This window comes from Terribacillus saccharophilus (genome assembly GCF_046592595.1).
GTDB classification, from domain to species: domain Bacteria; phylum Bacillota; class Bacilli; order Bacillales; family Amphibacillaceae; genus Terribacillus; species Terribacillus saccharophilus_C.
Genome location: NZ_JAWVPF010000007.1, coordinates 73,056 through 89,234 on the forward strand (window position 1 = coordinate 73,056; position 16,179 = coordinate 89,234).

Sequence of the window (16,179 nt, forward strand, 5' to 3'; positions counted from 1 at the left end):
TCAGAACTTCTCCTATCCGTATGTATTGTGTATCTAATGTTTTCTGGCTATAGAGCCAGGGTACAGAGTTAGGATATTGCCAGGAAGGATGATACTATGCATAAACTGGATTTAATCGTGATAGGGTCTGGCGTAAGTGGCCATAGCACAGCTTCAGCAGCAAGGAAAAAGGGTTGGACTGTGGCTGTCATTGACAATAAACCATTTGGCGGTACTTGCCCTCAATGGGGATGTGATCCAAAGAAGGTACTGATTGAAACAGTTAAAATCCAGGATGCTTTTGACCGGATGAAGGGGTATGGTTTGACTGGAGATGCACAGCTGGATTGGAGCAAGTTACGTGAACATAAGGAAACGTTCACGAAACCGATTCCTGCATCTACCGTAGAAGAATTTGAGAATGACGGTATCGAAGTATACCAAGGGCATGCACAATTTATTGATGACCATACTATAGAGGTTAACGGAGAAAAGCTCCAGGCTTCGTATATCCTGATCGCTTCAGGAGCATCTCCCATAAAATTGCCGGTTGATGGATTCGAACATTTAGTTTCAAGCGATGCTTTTTTTGAACTTGATGAGCTTCCCCAGGAATTAGTGCTGATTGGCGGAGGATATATCAGTTTTGAATTTGCACATATTGCTGCGCGCTTTAATAGAAAAGTCACTATCATTCATCGCGGAGAACGTCCTCTGGAAGGATTTGATGAAGACGTTGTCGAGCGCTTGGTTGACTATAGTAAAAAACTTGGTATCTATATTAGAACGAATACGGAGCTGGAAGCTGTAGAAAAGCAAGGAGATACATTCTCCGTTTCCATCCGCTCTAAAAACAATACAGAAAAGCTTTCTGCTGACATTGTCATTCATGGCGCTGGAAGAGCACCGAATGTTCAAGAAATGGGTTTGGATCAAACATCCATTTCCTATAGCAAGAAGGGAATTAAAGTGGATAAGAATCAGCAAAGCATATCAGCACCGCATATTTACGCTGCAGGTGATTGCGCGGATGACGGAAAACTGCCGCTTACACCTCTGGCATCAGAGGCTGGAAACCGCGTTATCCAGCATATGTTGGAAGAAAAACAGCAGCACGATTTCAACCATACGCAGCCTTCCGTTGTATATACGATTCCCGGAATTGCTTCCGTTGGTGTAAGAGCAGTCGAGGCTGCAAAACTACAGGATAAGTATGCGATCATTGAACAAGATTTGAGTTCCTTCTTCACGAACAAGATAACCCGGCTCGAGGAAGGATACAGTAAAATCATTTTAGACAGAGAAAAGCAAACCATTGTCGGTGCGCATGTATATGCAGCTCAAGCTGAACATTTAATCAATGTCTTTACATTAGCAATTGAAATGAAAGCACAAGTCAACCTGCTGCAGTCCTTGCTTTGGGCTTACCCGACAGTGGAGAGCGATATTCCAAGTATGCTTCAATAAACAAAAAAACCGCCAGCTTGGCGGTTTTTTATGCTTTATATGCTTTCACATAATATACTTCTTCATTTAAGTCCCCTTGAGATACTTCAAACCCTGCTTTCTTCAATTTGTCTGCAAGCAGATCTGCGCTGTGATCTCTGCTGTAGCCAAGCGCTATCATAATACCTTTTTCGATAGTCACCCTGTACATTTCCTGTGCCGCCTGCTCTGGTTCATCTAAGCTATCTAGCACAAATGCTGCAAGTCCACGTTGAAAGGAAGCGTCGGGAAAATTAAGAAGCCTGTCTAATCCGCTCGGCATCCGGTCGATATTCGATAGCGTCTCCTCCTCTGCACGAAGTGCCAACTCTTCTAATAAAGATTCATCCTTCTCCAGAGCAGTGACGCGATCCTTTGTTTTATGTGCGATAGGAATAACAAGGTCCCCATTTCCTGCACCGAAGACTATTACTTTTTCTCCACCTTCTATTTCCAATAGTTCCACTACTTCTGATGCGGAAACTTCTGTTGTTTTATTCGCCATACGACTCTCTCCTTTTGAATCAATTAGTTCTGTATTGCCCTTCCAATGCGAAAGCTAAACGTATCTTCCCTATACTCTCACGTATCTGCATTTTCTATCCTTCATACAAAAAGGACAGCTGATACATCCCAGCTGTCCTTTCAACTTGTATATTTATCTGTCTGTATCTTGCGGTCAATAAAGTAACATAAATCCCCTATCTTCGGAAATCGTTCAAATTCCATATCAACAGGATTTTCAGCATCAAGCAGCGTGATATCCCAATATCGCAGCAATTCATGATAACTCCTCAAAAAAAGCTCGCGATCCCCATTATATATCTCAAACAAATCAGAAGCTGTCGTTTTAAAAGTATAAGTTGGCAGTATATTCTTCGTATGTTTATCTACATATTTAACGACTGTCAAATATATTTCGTATTCAATACCCTTCATTTTGGCGACCTGACATAAACATTTTTTAGTCTTAACTCGATCCATATCAATAATATCTGCCATATTGTTTCCTCCTAACTCGGACTGGAAACCTCGATTTACATTCAGTTTATCACAACATAGGACGTCTGTATGTCAATTCGCAAATAAAAAGACATACTATATCGAATTTTTGTAATTATTACTGATGGTTTTATTTTCTAGATAGCGGGAAAACATTTAGTACAACAAATCAGCTAAAAAGGAGAATGTTACATGAAACCGTATTTAAAAGAGTACACAAATGATGAAAAGCTTCAAGAAGACATCCAACTTCTAAGCACAAAAGGCGTAAACAAAGATAACATCTATGTATTGTCTCATGATGATGACAGGACAAAACGAGTATCCAGTAAAGTGGATGCCAATACTATCGGATTATCCGAGATGGGAGCTAAAAGTGCTGTTGGCAGCATGTTCAGCAAACAAGGCGATGAATTACGTGCGAAATTAAGGGAAATCGGTTTTTCTCAAGAAGAAGCTGAGGATTTTGAAGAGGATCTTGATGAAGGGAAAATCTTCTTGATTGTCACAGAAACCGACAATGTCGAAGGCTTGCTTATATAAAAGAAAGGCACTGTCCAATAAGACAGTGCCTTTCTTTTTATTTCTTCGGCAAAATAAGTTTCGGCTGAGCCAAGACCAAAATGAGAATAACGATAATGCTTGCTATAAAGCTTGGCAGCAAATAAGAGCCGTTATATATAAGTGAGTAGGCCCACACAGTTTGCCCTGGAGCAGCAGCTGATCCGAAAAAAACCATTCCGCCTATAAAATGAGCGGCGAATCTCCCGATACTGCCAATCAATGTTCCAATGATCAAGAATCCAATAAGTTTAGTCCGGTTATTCTCTTTAGCTGCTTTTCTGGCTGAGCCAGCTGTTACAGCTGCCAAACCAACTAAAGTGAATGCTAGAGGATAATCCATAAAACCTTGGACAACATGTATGATATATGGGCCGGTGACTAATTGCAGAAGACCTACAACTAATCCTGTTGTCAGTCCGCCTTTCCAGCCCCAGCGAAACGCCATTAAGAATATCGGAACCATCTGCAAGGAAATGCTGCCTCCCTGCGCCCAGGCTTTAAATGAAAATAAGTCCAGTACGAATGCCAGTGCAGCGAATATTGCTACCTCAACTAAAAATAAAACCTTGCTTCTTGATTGCATATTTTTTTCTCCCCTAATAAAGAATGCAACAAAAAAACAATGCTGCAGTGGGATCCTTCCGATGGCCCAATGTGCATTGTTTCCCCATCAAAGAAGCTACATCCCTACGCGAGTGCTAACTCACAGGTTCAAAGGGTCTGGACATCCGTCCATCTCAGCCGAAATGGCTCCCCCTGCAGGCTTTTTTGTACCGTTTTGTTTTCTGTTGTCTATCTATTATATAGAAATATGATAGCGCTAGCAAGGAATAATATTATTTCCTTTATATGAAATATTGCCCAAGTGCTAATTTTAGCAATTTTATTACTTTTACTTCATCTAACGAAATTGTTTGAATTCGAGAAAAACTATGACGTATAATGGACAATGTTCTTAAAAAGGGAGGATTTAAAATGGATACACCAGCTACAATCCCACAAGGGAAGAAGCATCCAAAGGGATTGTATCTTCTCTTCTTCACAGAAATGTGGGAAAGATATAGCTACTATGGTATGCGTGCTGTCCTAATGCTTTACTTGACTGCTGCAGCAATCAGCGGCGGATTAGGCATGGATACACAGCAAGCAGCAATGATTTATGGCTTGTATACAGGAATCATCTACTTCACGCCAATTATCGGCGGTTACTTGACCGACAAGTATATCGGCTTGCGTACGGCTATCACAATTGGTGGCGTAACAATGGCGATCGGAGATTTCACAATATTCCTATTCAACAATCAGTGGGGACTATATATCGGTATGCTGCTTCTAATCATCGGAAATGGCTTTTTCAAACCGAATATCTCAACACATGTTGGTGAGTTGTATCATCCATTGGATAAACGTAAAGATGCTGCATTCACCATCTTTTATATGGGTATCAACATCGGGGCATTCTTCTCCCCGCTTGTTGCAGGGTTCCTTGCAGAGGATCTATTCCATACAACGGATGCTGCAGGAATTGAGCACTTTGGTTTCAAATGGGCATTCTTGGCATCTTCCATCGGAATGGTCATTGGTCAATTGATCTTCAGCTTGCTTGGCAAGAAATATCTAGGTGATATTGGTACAAAACCTGCGCGCACTAATATAGCTGCAGAGGGTGTACCTGCAAAAATGACATCAGCAGACAAGAAGCGTACTGGTGCAGTGTTGATTTTAGCTGTATTCATCATTTTCTTCTGGGCTGGATTCGAGCAGGCAGGTACTTCGCTGACACTTTATACAAGGGACTTCATCGACCGGAGTATCGGTGGTTACACAATACCTGTTTCCTGGTTCCAATCCGTGAACCCGTTGTTCATTGTCATTCTTGCACCAATCGTTTCTGCTGTTTGGATGAAATTAAGTAAATCCAAACGCGGAGATTTCCGTACAACTACAAAAATGTCCATGGGTATGATCCTATTAGGATTAGGATTCATGATTTTAGTTCCTGCTGTGCTTTATACAGGCAGTGACGAAGCTGATATGGTACACAAAGCCAATATTCTATTCATCGTCTTCACTTATCTGTTCCATACCTTAGGTGAGCTATGTCTGTCACCTGTTGGTCTATCGATGGTAAGCCGAGTAGCACCAATCAAGATTGCTTCACTATTGATGGGTGTCTGGATGGCTGCAACTGGTATCGCCAGTCTAATCGCTGGAAAGCTAGCTGCATTAACAGAATCCCTAGGTTATGTTGAAATTTTCAGCACCATTGGCGCAGTGGCTATCGTGGTAGGTATCATCCTGCTGGCGGTTTCCAAAAAACTGCAGTCCATGCTGGATGCAAGAGACTAACTCATAAGAAATACAGTTCCGTTTTTGGAGCTGTGTTTTTTTATATGTATTCCTTTTTCTTAGCCATGAATAGCGCTTGCGAACGATTTTGAGCTCCCAGTTTGTCCAGAAGTTCAGAAAAGTAATTTCGGACTGTGCCTGGTGAAAGAAACAGTTCCGCAGCAATTTGCTTTGTAGACAATCCTCTTTCGGCAAGTTGAAGAATTTCTTTTTCCCGTTCCGTCAATGGGTTATTATCTCCTTGGACGAACTGGTACGTGATCTCCGGACTGATTACTATGCGCCCATTACAGACTATATCCCTTACCGCATGAGCGAGCTGTTCACTTGGCGTATCCTTCAGTAAATAACCTTCTACATTCATCTTTATGGCTTGCTTTACATATGCCGTATTGGAAAATGTCGTCAGCATGAGCACTTTTTCTGCCCGATTATGCTGCCGTAACCAGTTGACGACTTCTAAACCGTTACAATTCGGCATTTCGATGTCAAGAATGAGCAAATCGAACGTCTGCATTTGAAGTGCTTGGATGACTTCATCTCCCGCACCAGCCTGGTGTGCTACAACAAAATCATCTTCCAGCTCGAGCATCGTTGCCATAGCACCTCGAAGCATGTTCTGATCATCCGCCAACAGCATACGTATCATGTATGACTTCTCCTTCCGTTTGCATCGGTATAACAACTGTCATATGGAATCCGCCTGACTGACTGGCTTTAAACTCTACACTGCCTTTCATCAGCATCACTCTTTTTCTGATTCCATTCATACCGTTTCCTTCCTGCCATGCGGTGCTTTTAAAGCTGCCATTATCCACCACTTCTAACTCAATCTCGTTTTCGGTTGCACTGACACGAATTTTACACATTGCAGCGCCGCTGTGACGGATTACATTTGTGACAGCTTCTTTGATAATATAACCAAGCATCGTTTCCTTCGAACTATCTTTAACCAAGTCTGTCTGCTGCTCCAATTTTAAAACAATACCGGCTTCGTTTAATCTCTGCCGAGCCGCTTTCACTTCTTCCTGTAAGGAAACCAACCGTAAATCACTTACAATTTCACGCATTTCTTGAAGCAAATTTCTGGCAAGCAGCTGGATATCATGCAATTCCTGTTTTGCCTTCTCCTGATTCTTATATAGAAGCTTCTTGGATATGTCGCTTTTTACTGATATAGTCGATAACGTCTGTCCTACCGTATCATGTAAATCACGTGCAATCCTGTCTCGCTCCCGCTCCTTGATCAATTCCTCGACACGTTGATTTGCTTCGTTAAGTTCCTTATTGACTGACTCCCATTTACGATACCATCTGTCTTGTATTTTCCATATTGCCGGCGTGATCAATCCAATCAAGATACCTGGCAATATATATCCCCAAACCAGTTCAAAGGGGCCAAAGATATCTATAAAAAGCAATCCTACTGTCACACTATTGATTGCAGCATATCCTAACCAGAATTCCCTTGGCTTCTTTAATCCATACAGCATGCTCATTGCATATAGAAGTAAATAAAAATAAGATACGGATACTAAGAAAACGAGAGAAGAAATAAGCAGTGTCATAATCATGGAAACAACAAACGTCCGTTCAGGTCTCCAGAAAATCTCTCGGTAGCTCATAAAGACCGCAGCAAGAATAAGCAACGTGAACCAAAATGAAAAACCTTCAAGGTGAATTAAATTCAGGCAAGAATAATAGAAGTACACCAACCAAAGATGTGGTATATAGCCATCCTCTTTCGGAAATAAGCGAAAGTTTTTCATCTATGCACTCAGCTCCTCTTCCTGTACTGCAATAACATTGCGCATATAAAGCATACCAAAAAATAACAGACAATAATTATAATATTGGAAAAATCTATACCCTGATTTGCAGCAATACTCCAAGCCCCTTGCGCATACAAGTAGGATGGCAGCCACTCCCCAATCGTTTGCAACCATACCGGAAATGAGTTCAGTGGCATCCACAGACCTCCCACGATAGCTAAACCAAGCACTACAATGTTTGATGTAGCAGAAGCAGTCTCAATTTTTCTCGACTGAGCAACTAAGATGCCGATCGTAAGAAAAAGGGTTGATCCACTCAGAAGCCATAAACTGGTCATCATCCACTCACTAAAAGGTCGATCGAATTGCTTCCAGAGATTTATAATAAAGAAAAACAGAGAGACAATCACTATATTCAATATAAGCTGCGTCATGATACGGGAGATGAAGTATTGTGGTCGTGTTATGGGTTGGGTAAACAAGTAATTCATCCAGGTTTGTTTACGATCATGCATAATTTGTATACCGAATGTTTGGACTGAAGTCATTACCAAGCTGTAGCAAGTCATGGAAATCAAAAAATAATAATCAAAATCAATTCCATTCACTGAAGAACCTCGACTCATATAAGTGAACAAGCAATAAAGGATAAAAGGCATCAGTAAAGAATAAAACAAAAAATATTTATCCTTTATCATACGCTGCAGCTCCATTTTTACCGTGAGAATAATTGGTCTCATGAGCGCATCTCCTTCTTATGCAATTCATCTACATAGCGCTCTAAAGTATCACCTTTTATCTCAAGCTGCTTTAGTTGAATACCTTTTTCGATCAAGTATTTCAGATCTTCAGCCGCATCATTACTCAATTTATGAAAAATGCCTTCCTTGTACATATATCCCATAGATACAAGCAAGGTATTATTTCTACCCACTGTCCGGAAGCTGATAGACTGCTTCCGCAGCCTAATTTCGTTGATTGTCCGGTCTTCCTTTATCACGCCGCCTTCCAAATACAATAATCGATCAGTAAGCTCTTCGGCCTCGGACAAGATATGACTAGTTAGTAAAAGACTGGCCCCATCCTCACGAGCTGCTGAAAGCTGTTTTCGAAATATCTGCTTTGCCTCCATATCCATGCCTGCTGTTGGCTCATCGAGTATCAGCAGTTTAGGTTTTGTCGCTGCAGCAAGCTGGAATAATAGACGCTTCATCTGCCCCACACTCAAATCCTCGGCCAATACTTTACTTTTGGCTTCCAGTCCTGCCTGTTGTAAAACATCAAAAGTTTGTGCCTTTCTTCCATGTAACGCCAGCACATAGGAAGCAAATTGCTTGACTGTCAAATTCGCTATCATAGAGGGTGCCTGTGGTACATAGCCTATCTGCGGTCTCTTTATATTCCAAATCATCTTGCCATGATCTTGTCTGATCATTTGCATGATGATCTTAAGCAGCGTTGATTTACCTGCTCCATTTGCTCCAAGCAGAAGAATACTTTCCCCTTCTTTGATTTGGAAAGTTATATCTTCCAGCACTGCGTGTCCTTGAAATGATTTACTAATATGATTCAATTTCAGCATGCTTCCACCTCCTGTTATGAGTTTAACAAGGCAGAACATCTTTAGTAAGAAAGTATTGTCACACAAAGAGATGACATTTGTCATAAAAAAACCGAAAAGATAGTAATAACCATCTTTCCGGTTGCATTAATAAACGCTTTATTCGGCAGTTAGTTTCAAGAATTCCTCAATGTCTTGCTTGCAAACTTCGATCGCTTTCAGCCAGAAAGCCTTGTCTGTCAAATCTTCCTGTAAATGCTTCATAGCCAAATCTTCAACTGTCATACGGCCAGTATCCTCCAGCAAAGCATTGTAGGAACGTTCAAAGTCTTCCGGATTCTCAGCTGCTTTTGCGTAGATACCGGTACTGAACAAGAACCCGAATGTATACGGGAAATTATAGAACGGTACATCAGTTGCATAGAAATGCAGCTTGGATGCCCAGAAAGTCGGATCATACTCGTCAAGCTGGTCATTATATGCTTCTTTTTGAGCCTCGACCATTAGCTCGCGCAAGCGGGCAGCAGATACCAAACCATTTTTACGTTCTTCGTAGAATCTTGTCTCGAATAAGAAGCGTGCATGGATATTCATAAAGAATGCGATGCTGCGCTGAATCTTCTCTTCAATCAACGCAATTTTCTCATCCTTCGTCGCTGCTTCTCTTACTGCAGCATCGGAAACGATTAATTCTGCTAATGTTGAAGCTGTCTCAGCCACATTCATTGCATATTCCTGGTTCAGCTGCTCAACATCATTCATTGCATAGCTGTGATAAGCATGACCTAATTCATGAGCTAGCGTAGAAACGTTGGAAGCAGTACCACTGAACGTCATGAAGATTCGGCTTTCTTTCTTTTCTGGAAAGCTGGTACAGAAACCGCCAGGACGTTTGCTGTTACGGTCTTCTGCTTCAATCCAACGCTTCTCGAATGCCTGTTGGGAGAAATCTGCCATTTGGCTGCTGTATGTCCGGAAATTCTTCACGATAAAGTCAGCCGCTTCATCGTATGATACATGCTTGGTCGCCGAGGTTAACGGCGCATCGATATCATACCAGCTTAATTTTTCCAAACCGAGAATTTCAGCTTTACGCTGCAGATACTTTACAAATGATTCTTTCTCATCTGAAATAGCTCCCCACATAGCGTCAAGTGTTGCTTGTGACATACGGTTATAAGCCAGCGGCTCCTTCAGCACACTGTCCCATTTCCGATGCTTGTAAGTCTGCAAGCGGAAGCCTGCAAGATGATTAAGCGTTTCTGCAAAGAAATCTTCTTTTTCCGTCCAAGCTTCCTGCATTTTAGCAAAAACATGCTGTCTTACTTTACGATCGGAAGCGTCCAGTTTATTAGCCGCTTGTCCGACAGAATAGTGCTTTTCTTCACCATCGATTTCCAATGGCACTTGGATGCTGCCGACAATCGTGTCATACATCGCTCCCCAGCCATGGTAGCCATCAATAGCCAAATCATTCAGCAACACTTCCTGTTCAGGCGAAAGTTTTTCAGCCGCCTCTTTTCTGCGCTCATCAAGAACAAACGCATAATCAATCAATTCCGGCTGCTCAAGAAGCTGCTCCCATGTCTGCTGAGGTACTCGTGTGATGACTTGATCTACACCAGTAAGCGTTCCGCTGTAAGCGGCCATAAGTTCATCTTTCTTTCCAGACCACTGCTTCGCTTTCTTATCTGTCACATCCTGTGCTACAAGGCATTCAACGAATGCAACGATTTCGAATACATGTTTAGCAGATGTTTCCCACTTTTCCACAATACGTACCAGGCCAGCAGTATCCTCTGCCTGATCCGGTACTTGAAAGGCTTCCAGAGCCTGTTTCCAATCAAGTAAAGCTTGATCTGCTTTATCGGCGAATTCTGCAAGAGCGGCAGAATCACTACCACCAGGGAAAATTGCATTCAAATCCCATGTTTGCCCATATTTGTTTGTCATATGTATACCTCCTTAAACTACCTTTCTATTATACGCTTTGCTATATTGACTGAAAAGTTTTAGTGTTCGATATTTTTCGGCATGAATGTAAAACAAGAAGGCCATAGCTAAAAGAAAGCTATGACCTTTCTATTGTGTTTATGCGAATCGTGTACCATTAAGATTACGGGTTTCTGCAGTAGCTGATGTGATATTCGAAGTTGATACTACTGTTACGCTCACTGTATAGGTAGCCACTCCAGTAGTTGTAATCACATCTACAAACGTATTCGGTACAATGACCCGATAAGTTCCCGCAGCTGTACCTGATCTGCTGACAATCACCTGATTAAGAATGGTGGCATCTCTCCGCAAAGTCGCAGTGACACTTACTGACCAGTTCGCAGTTGCGACAAATGCAATCTGTGCAGTTAAATCCAATTTCACATTATTGCCTGCCACTACTGCTGGAGTAATCGTGTTGATTACTGTATCCGTATTTAGAGGGACTGGGAGTGCTGTGGTGGCCTGGCTCGCTGCAATGGCACTAACAGAAGGAAGGGCACTACCCGTAGAGCCTGTCGGGCCAGTAGTTCCTGTAACTCCAGTCGGGCCGGTTGGTCCAGCTGCTCCAGTTGGGCCGGTGATTCCGGCTGGCCCTGTTAGTCCGACTGCTCCAGTTGGGCCGGTGACTCCAACAGCACCTGTTACTCCGGCTGCTCCGGTTGGGCCGGTGGTTCCTGCTGGTCCTGTAATCCCGACTGCTCCAGTTGGACCGGTAGTTCCTGCTGGCCCGGTTGATCCTATTTCTCCAGTAATACCAGTTGGCCCTGTTTCTCCGGTAACCCCAGTGAGGCCAGTTGGTCCTGTTTCTCCGGTAATTCCAGTAAGTCCAGTTGGTCCTGTTTCCCCTGTCACACCAGTGAGACCAGTTGATCCTGTTTCTCCGGTAACCCCAGTGAGGCCAGTTGGCCCTGTTTCTCCTGTCACACCTGTAAGTCCGGTCGATCCCGTTTCTCCAGTAACACCAGTTGGTCCTGTTTCTCCGGTAATCCCAGTGAGGCCGGTCGATCCCGTTTCTCCTGTCACCCCGGTGAGACCGGTCGATCCTGTTTCTCCTGTCACTCCTGTAAGTCCAGTTGGCCCTGTTTCTCCGGTAATCCCAGTGAATCCAGTTGATCCCGTTTCTCCTGTTGCCCCAGTGAGTCCAGTCGATCCTGTTTCTCCTGTCACTCCTGTAAGTCCAGTTGATCCCGTTTCCCCTGTCACTCCAGTGAGACCAGTTGATCCTGTTTCTCCGGTAACACCAGTGAGGCCAGTTGATCCTGTTTCCCCTGTCACTCCAGTAAGTCCGGTCGATCCTGTTTCTCCGGTAACACCAGTGAGGCCAGTTGACCCTGTTTCTCCGGTAACTCCAATTAGTCCCGTTGGCCCTGTTTCTCCGGTTACTCCAGTAAGTCCGGTGGTTCCTGTTTCTCCGGTAACTCCAGTGATACCAGTTGGTCCTGTTTCTCCGGTTACTCCAGTTAGTCCGGTCGATCCCGTTTCCCCTGTCACTCCAGTGATACCAGTTGATCCTGTTTCTCCGGTAACTCCAGTGAGTCCGGTGGTTCCTGTTTCTCCGGTAACTCCAGTGATACCAGTTGGTCCTGTTTCTCCGGTAACTCCAGTGAGTCCGGTCGATCCTGTTTCTCCGGTAACTCCAGTAAGTCCGGTCGATCCTGTTTCTCCGGTAACTCCAGTGAGGCCAGTTGATCCTGTTTCTCCGGTAACTCCAGTGAGGCCAGTTGATCCTGTTTCTCCGGTAACTCCAGTAAGTCCGGTGGTTCCTATTTCTCCGGTAACTCCAGTGATACCAGTTGGTCCTGTTTCTCCGGTAACTCCAGTGATACCAGTTGATCCTGTTTCTCCGGTAACTCCAGTGAGGCCAGTTGACCCTGTTTCTCCGGTAACTCCAGTAAGTCCGGTCGATCCCGTTTCCCCTGTCACTCCAGTGAGACCAGTTGATCCTGTTTCTCCGGTAACTCCAGTGAGGCCAGTTGACCCTGTTTCTCCGGTAACTCCAGTGAGGCCAGTTGATCCCGTTTCTCCGGTAACTCCAGTGATACCAGTTGGTCCTGTATCTCCGGTAACACCAGTGAGGCCAGTTGACCCTGTTTCTCCGGTAACTCCAGTTAGTCCCGTTGGCCCTGTTTCTCCGGTAACTCCAGTGAGGCCGGTGGTTCCTGTTTCTCCGGTAACTCCAGTGATACCAGTTGATCCTGTTTCTCCGGTAACTCCAGTGAGTCCGGTGGTTCCTGTTTCTCCGGTAACTCCAGTTAGTCCCGTTGGCCCTGTTTCTCCGGTAACTCCAGTGAGGCCGGTGGTTCCTGTTTCTCCGGTAACTCCAGTAAGTCCGGTCGATCCTGTTTCTCCGGTAACTCCAGTGAGGCCAGTTGATCCCGTTTCTCCGGTAACTCCAGTGAGGCCAGTCGACCCTGTTTCTCCGGTAACTCCAGTAAGTCCGGTCGATCCCGTTTCCCCTGTCACTCCAGTGATACCAGTTGATCCTGTTTCTCCGGTAACTCCAGTAAGTCCGGTGGATCCTGTTTCTCCAGTTGCCCCGGTAAGTCCAGTTGGCCCTGTTTGTCCTGTCGCTCCAGTAAGTCCAGTTGGTCCGGATACTCCTGGTACTCCAGGCGGTCCTGTTACCCCTGTTGCACCTGTAGGACCTGTTACTCCAGTTACACCTATTCCGCCCCCATAAATTGACAGACTCACATCATCCACTAGTATGCTGCCAAAAGCAGGATCAGGCAAAGTGTTAACCAGCAGGAAAATTTGAGCTGTTCCTTGAGGTGCTGTTACGGAAATACCTGTAACATTTCTCCAACCTTGTTGAGAGACTACAGGTATACTGTCTGAAGGTATATCTAACAATAATCCTCGCTCTAGCGTTTGGAAATTTGCTGAAAGAAAGATTAATTGTATTTGAACACTTGGTGCAGGCTGTTCACTCTCCCTTGCCAAATAAACAGATACATTATAGTTATAGGCTGCTATAACAGGAGTCACGTATTGTGCAATGAAAGCTGTCTCTTGACCACCGTCCAGCCTGGCTGCATAGTTACCGCTGTGCGTGTATTGCTGGGTGATTGATGCGTTAGATGCGACCCAAGGTGCCAGACTGCCAGATTCAAATCCGCCATTTCTTACGATGTTCTGGTCAGGCATCGTTTTTTTATGCCTCCTCCAAATAATTAATGAGTACCAATCCACATAATTTCTCTCCTATAACTATTCAAATTAAATCCTGTCTGAACCCTTGTTTGACCTATATTCCTATAACTTTTCCATATATGTACAAGTTGTAGCTTTCACTAAATTAAGGGCTATAAAAAAATTTTCTGCCAGATTTTCTTACAATCAGTCCCTGCACTAACGTATTGATAGCGCTTACAAATAGTTTGAATGATTTAAAGAATCTGAAAATTTATTCAAATAGCTGTTGACCTAGCTTGGGTTAGGCGTTATGATAACTGACAATTAATCAAATAAATGAATTTTCAAATTATTCAATGCAATTAACTTATGTGCGTTCAACAGGTAAAGAGAAAGAGAACTTTTGCAACTGGGAGGTGTTTTGATCCAATGCGAAGTGACATGATCAAAACAGGGATTGACCGCGCTCCGCACCGCAGTTTGCTGCATGCGACCGGTGTAAAGACGTCTGACTTAGGAAAACCATTCATCGGTGTTTGTAACTCTTACATCGACATCATTCCAGGACACATGCATTTAAACAAATTTGCTGAAGTAGTGAAAGATGCAATTCGCCAGGCAGGCGGTATCCCCTTCGAATTTAATACGATTGGTGTAGATGACGGCATCGCAATGGGCCATATCGGCATGCGTTACAGCTTACCAAGCAGGGAAATCATTGCGGATAGCGCAGAAACTGTCATACAGGCGCATTGGTTCGATGGCGTCTTCTATATACCGAATTGCGATAAGATTACACCGGGCATGCTGATGGCATCAGCCAGAACGAATGTACCTTCTGTCTTTGTTTCCGGAGGCCCGATGGAAGCTGGTGTAAGTCCAGACGGGAAACCATTGAACCTTGTTTCCATGTTTGAAGGTGTAGGTGCCGTGCAGAACGGTACCATGACCGAACAGGAATTGGCAACAATCGAGCAGCTTGCTTGTCCGACTTGCGGATCCTGCTCCGGTATGTTCACAGCAAACTCCATGAACAGCCTAATGGAGATGCTCGGCATGACCGTTCCTGGAAACGGAACACTGCTAGCAACATCCGACGAACGGCATGAACTGATCTATGAAGCTGCCAGACACCTTATCCGGCTTGTCAAAGAGGATATCCGTCCGCGCGACATTATGACGAAGGAAACCTTTGATAATGCCTTCGCTTTGGATATGGCTATGGGCGGATCAACGAATACCGTTCTTCATACTATCGCTATCGCGCATGAAGCTGGCATCGAGTATGATCTTGCAGATATAAATAAGATTGCAGAGAAGGTTCCTTACCTTTCCAAAATCAGTCCAGCGTCAGATTATTCCATGCACGACGTCCACTTAGCCGGAGGAGTCAGTGCAATCATCAACGAGTTATGCAAGATCGATGGCCTTCTTCATAAGGAGCGGATTACCATCACCGGTAAGACAATAGCTGAGAATGTGGAAGACTACGAGATCTTAAATAAAGAGGTTATTCGTCCATTGGATAACCCCTACAGTCCAGTTGGCGGTCTAAGTATCCTGTACGGTAATCTTGCACCCGACGGCAGTGTCATAAAAGTCGGTGCTGTTGATCCATCCATTAAGAAATTCCTAGGTGAAGCAATTGTCTTTGACTCACAAGATGAGGCACAGGAAGGCATCACGAACGGAACCGTGCAGGCAGGACATGTCGTCGTCATCCGTTATGAAGGTCCAAAAGGGGGACCTGGGATGCCCGAGATGCTCTCCCCTACTTCCGCTATTGCGGGACGCGGGTTAGCTAAAGAAGTCGCTTTGATAACAGATGGCCGTTTCTCAGGCGCGACCCGAGGCATTTCTGCCGGACATATTTCTCCGGAGGCTGCAGAAGGCGGACCAATAGCATTTGTTGAGAATGGTGATCCAATTTTGATCGATCTGGAAACACGCAGCATTGAATTGCTGGTTGATGAAGATGTTCTGGAGACACGCCGTCAGAATTGGAAACAGCCGGAACCTAAGATCAAATCTGGTTACTTAGCAAAATATGCAAAACTCGTAACCTCAGCTAACACTGGCGGGGTCATGAAAATATAACCAAACCGAAGACGGGACCATAGAGACGGAATCATTATATTCACAGAGAGCCAGGGACGCTGGAAGCCTGGCAGTATAATCCGTCATCTCTCCTCCCTGAGCGCGAAGCTGAATTACAGTAGGCTGAGCCAGGTGTACAGCACCTGTTACCAAAACGGAGCTGGCAAATGCAGCTCCATGAGGCAGTTTACCGTAAGGAAGCTGTGAACTTGGGTGGTACCGAGAAAAGCAAAGTCT

At 44.2% G+C, this 16,179-nt stretch carries 13 protein-coding genes and 1 riboswitch; of the genes, 4 read left to right on the top strand and 9 right to left on the bottom strand.

Annotated elements, in window-relative coordinates; all coding sequences use genetic code 11:
* The first annotated feature begins 96 nt into the window (after positions 1 to 96).
* Positions 97 to 1,446, top strand: a complete 1,350-nt coding sequence (locus SFC25_RS12895) for a dihydrolipoyl dehydrogenase family protein (protein ID WP_411215666.1) — start codon at positions 97 to 99, stop codon at positions 1,444 to 1,446.
* Positions 1,447 to 1,474: 28 nt separating this feature from the next.
* Here SFC25_RS12895 and SFC25_RS12900 read toward each other — a convergent pair whose 3' ends face one another.
* Both SFC25_RS12900 and SFC25_RS12905 read right to left on the bottom strand, forming a co-directional pair.
* A complete protein-coding gene (locus SFC25_RS12900; protein ID WP_411215667.1) occupies positions 1,475 to 1,969 on the bottom strand; it encodes a class I SAM-dependent methyltransferase in 495 nt (164 codons plus the stop codon).
* Between the two features lie 140 nt (positions 1,970 to 2,109).
* A complete protein-coding gene (locus SFC25_RS12905) occupies positions 2,110 to 2,466 on the bottom strand; it encodes a hypothetical protein (RefSeq protein WP_411215668.1) in 357 nt (118 codons plus the stop codon).
* A gap of 192 nt (positions 2,467 to 2,658) precedes the next feature.
* Between SFC25_RS12905 and SFC25_RS12910 the strand changes: the two genes are divergently transcribed.
* Complete coding sequence (locus SFC25_RS12910) at positions 2,659 to 3,009, top strand: YflT domain-containing protein (protein WP_411215669.1); 351 nt, start codon at positions 2,659 to 2,661, stop codon at positions 3,007 to 3,009.
* Positions 3,010 to 3,046: 37 nt separating this feature from the next.
* Here the strand turns inward: SFC25_RS12910 and thiT are convergent, their stop codons facing one another.
* On the bottom strand, positions 3,047 to 3,613 hold the full coding sequence (thiT, locus tag SFC25_RS12915) for an energy-coupled thiamine transporter ThiT (RefSeq protein WP_411215670.1): 567 nt from the start codon (positions 3,611 to 3,613) through the stop codon (positions 3,047 to 3,049).
* 84 nt (positions 3,614 to 3,697) lie between these two features.
* Positions 3,698 to 3,797, bottom strand: a riboswitch (TPP riboswitch).
* Positions 3,798 to 4,005: 208 nt separating this feature from the next.
* Here thiT and SFC25_RS12920 point away from each other — a divergent pair.
* On the top strand, positions 4,006 to 5,379 hold the full coding sequence (locus tag SFC25_RS12920; RefSeq protein WP_411215671.1) for a peptide MFS transporter: 1,374 nt from the start codon (positions 4,006 to 4,008) through the stop codon (positions 5,377 to 5,379).
* Positions 5,380 to 5,419: 40 nt separating this feature from the next.
* Here SFC25_RS12920 and SFC25_RS12925 read toward each other — a convergent pair whose 3' ends face one another.
* From SFC25_RS12925 to SFC25_RS12950, 6 genes are all read right to left on the bottom strand, one after another.
* Complete coding sequence (locus SFC25_RS12925) at positions 5,420 to 6,028, bottom strand: response regulator transcription factor (protein WP_411215672.1); 609 nt, start codon at positions 6,026 to 6,028, stop codon at positions 5,420 to 5,422.
* Positions 6,003 to 7,148 (bottom strand): sensor histidine kinase, encoded by a 1,146-nt coding sequence (locus tag SFC25_RS12930; protein WP_411215673.1) that lies wholly within the window; start codon positions 7,146 to 7,148, stop codon positions 6,003 to 6,005. The genes SFC25_RS12925 and SFC25_RS12930 overlap by 26 nt, the downstream gene beginning before the upstream one ends.
* An 8-nt stretch (positions 7,149 to 7,156) precedes the next feature.
* Positions 7,157 to 7,891 carry an ABC transporter permease gene (locus tag SFC25_RS12935; RefSeq protein ID WP_411215674.1) on the bottom strand — a complete coding sequence of 245 codons (735 nt, stop codon included), beginning with the start codon at positions 7,889 to 7,891 and terminating at the stop codon, positions 7,157 to 7,159.
* Complete coding sequence (locus SFC25_RS12940) at positions 7,888 to 8,733, bottom strand: ABC transporter ATP-binding protein (RefSeq protein ID WP_411215675.1); 846 nt, start codon at positions 8,731 to 8,733, stop codon at positions 7,888 to 7,890. The genes SFC25_RS12935 and SFC25_RS12940 overlap by 4 nt, the downstream gene beginning before the upstream one ends.
* Positions 8,734 to 8,871: 138 nt before the next feature.
* Positions 8,872 to 10,665: a M3 family oligoendopeptidase gene (locus tag SFC25_RS12945; protein WP_411215676.1), complete on the bottom strand. Its 1,794-nt coding sequence runs from the start codon at positions 10,663 to 10,665 to the stop codon at positions 8,872 to 8,874.
* A 138-nt stretch (positions 10,666 to 10,803) separates the two neighbouring features.
* A complete protein-coding gene (locus SFC25_RS12950; protein WP_411215677.1) occupies positions 10,804 to 13,857 on the bottom strand; it encodes an NTTRR-F1 domain in 3,054 nt (1,017 codons plus the stop codon).
* Between the two features lie 417 nt (positions 13,858 to 14,274).
* Between SFC25_RS12950 and ilvD the strand changes: the two genes are divergently transcribed.
* Complete coding sequence (gene ilvD / locus SFC25_RS12955) at positions 14,275 to 15,942, top strand: dihydroxy-acid dehydratase (protein WP_411215678.1); 1,668 nt, start codon at positions 14,275 to 14,277, stop codon at positions 15,940 to 15,942.
* The last annotated feature ends 237 nt before the right edge of the window (positions 15,943 to 16,179 follow it).

Coding starts and splice junctions, on each gene's coding strand:
- SFC25_RS12935 (WP_411215674.1), bottom strand. CDS start 7,891: ATGAGACCAATTATTCTCACGGTAAAAATGGAGCTGCAGCGTATGATA.
- ilvD (WP_411215678.1), top strand. CDS start 14,275: ATGCGAAGTGACATGATCAAAACAGGGATTGACCGCGCTCCGCACCGC.
- SFC25_RS12925 (WP_411215672.1), bottom strand. CDS start 6,028: ATGATACGTATGCTGTTGGCGGATGATCAGAACATGCTTCGAGGTGCT.
- SFC25_RS12930 (WP_411215673.1), bottom strand. CDS start 7,148: ATGAAAAACTTTCGCTTATTTCCGAAAGAGGATGGCTATATACCACAT.
- SFC25_RS12945 (WP_411215676.1), bottom strand. CDS start 10,665: ATGACAAACAAATATGGGCAAACATGGGATTTGAATGCAATTTTCCCT.
- SFC25_RS12900 (WP_411215667.1), bottom strand. CDS start 1,969: ATGGCGAATAAAACAACAGAAGTTTCCGCATCAGAAGTAGTGGAACTA.
- SFC25_RS12940 (WP_411215675.1), bottom strand. CDS start 8,733: ATGCTGAAATTGAATCATATTAGTAAATCATTTCAAGGACACGCAGTG.
- SFC25_RS12905 (WP_411215668.1), bottom strand. CDS start 2,466: ATGGCAGATATTATTGATATGGATCGAGTTAAGACTAAAAAATGTTTA.
- SFC25_RS12895 (WP_411215666.1), top strand. CDS start 97: ATGCATAAACTGGATTTAATCGTGATAGGGTCTGGCGTAAGTGGCCAT.
- SFC25_RS12920 (WP_411215671.1), top strand. CDS start 4,006: ATGGATACACCAGCTACAATCCCACAAGGGAAGAAGCATCCAAAGGGA.
- SFC25_RS12950 (WP_411215677.1), bottom strand. CDS start 13,857: ATGCCTGACCAGAACATCGTAAGAAATGGCGGATTTGAATCTGGCAGT.
- thiT (WP_411215670.1), bottom strand. CDS start 3,613: ATGCAATCAAGAAGCAAGGTTTTATTTTTAGTTGAGGTAGCAATATTC.
- SFC25_RS12910 (WP_411215669.1), top strand. CDS start 2,659: ATGAAACCGTATTTAAAAGAGTACACAAATGATGAAAAGCTTCAAGAA.